Consider the following 236-nt stretch of genomic DNA (forward strand, 5'->3'; position numbering starts at 1 on the left):
TCGCTTGCAATCTGGTTTTCGAGCGCCAGCTCGTTGCGGGCGACCATGATTGCCGTGCCATGATCCCCCAGGTAGTCGCTCACGATGACCGCGTCGCCCGGGCGTGCGTTGCGTGCGGAAATCGATATCCCTTCCGGAACGACGCCGATCCCGGCCTTGTTGATGAAGAGCTTGTCCGCCGCGCCTCGTTCCACCATCTTGGTGTCACCGGTGACAATGTAAACGCCCGCCTGTTC

General features: G+C 61.4%; 1 pseudogene. It reads right to left on the bottom strand.

The window, feature by feature from the left end:
• Positions 1-236: pseudogene (locus ACTFO6_RS19820) on the bottom strand (hydrogenase expression/formation protein HypE); the annotation flags it as partial.

Origin of the sequence: Pelomicrobium sp. G1 (genome assembly GCF_051905455.1) — a bacterium.
In the GTDB taxonomy this organism is placed as follows: domain Bacteria; phylum Pseudomonadota; class Gammaproteobacteria; order Burkholderiales; family UBA6910; genus Pelomicrobium.